Annotated in this window: 1 protein-coding gene; it reads right to left on the reverse strand. The window is 37.7% G+C overall.

Annotation, left to right across the window (positions count from 1 at the left end; genetic code table 11):
• Positions 1–578 precede the first annotated feature (578 nt).
• The coding region (locus PX484_RS20145; RefSeq protein ID WP_288105270.1) for an Rpn family recombination-promoting nuclease/putative transposase at positions 579–1161 on the reverse strand (583 nt) is incomplete at its 5' end.

Consider the following 1161-nt stretch of genomic DNA (forward strand, 5'->3'; position numbering starts at 1 on the left):
CTGCCAAAAAAGTCTCTCCGAAACCACCATCGGCAATTAATCGCAAGACTTTGTAACGATTTTGTAGAATTAAATCCGTCATGGGGAAATATTACTGTTTACTTAACAATCTCCACCGATAACTAATAACTGAGGTGATGGTAGGGCAAATCAGATAAAGAGGGTATTTAATTGACCATTTATGTGGATAATCTAAATCCATCTGGACTACAAATGTTGCATCCTGTAATAAAATTTAACATTTAGCAGTAGAAACATCCTATCGTGACAACATTTGTTAACATTTTATGACTTTATCTATCCAGTGTAAAAAGCTGATTTTTTGACACACATAAGCTGGAAGATAGCGCGTGATCAGCGATTGATAAAGCATAGATTTGAATGCCGATTTTCTTGAGATTTTTTGTGATTAGGACACCAGCAATAATCTAGGGTTCGTCCCAGGCACTTTTTGCTTTTTTGAAAACAGTTTAATCTCAATTGGGTGGGTTACGTTATGGTGACACATTTTACACTGTTGATTGATAGCGATCAACACTGGGAAACCATTATTAAAATGCGATCGCTTGGAACTTTTCCTATTCCCTTTGAGTTGCTTGTCTAACTTGTTCGATATCTAATTCTAAAGCTTGTGCTATCTGTTCAAAGTTTAATCCTAAGGCCAATAAACGAGGAATAGAGGCTAATTTTGCCGCTAATTCGCCTTCTTGTCGGCCTTCCTCTCTACCTTCCTCTAAAGCTTCCTGATACACTTTAGTTTGTTTTAAATCACTTAAACTAAACATCGCTTCTATCTCCTTTCTACTGACTTGGGGTAACTTATAAACCAAAATTGTCTCTATCAATTCTAAAAGTTCTTGCTGTTGTTTGAACTTAGGGAATTCTTGTCTAATCCGTGGAATTAATTGTTTTCCCTGCTCGATCGCTCTGGCGGTTGGTGCTATAATTAATTGTAACATCGATATTCCCAGGGATTCCCCTTCTCTTAATTCCTCGAGATAAAAACGTAAAATTCTGCTGGAGTTGATTAACTCCCCATAACGAGCCGTCTCTACGCTTTCCACTGAACGCCGAGGATAAATAACTACTCCCTGCCAGTTGTTGCTTAAGTCCGTTTGGTGGAGATAGAGGAAGATTTCACTAAAGAAACGGGAATAAAAC

Origin of the sequence: Microcystis sp. M49636_WE2 (assembly GCF_030065375.1) — a bacterium.
Lineage (GTDB): Bacteria > Cyanobacteriota > Cyanobacteriia > Cyanobacteriales > Microcystaceae > Microcystis > Microcystis aeruginosa_C.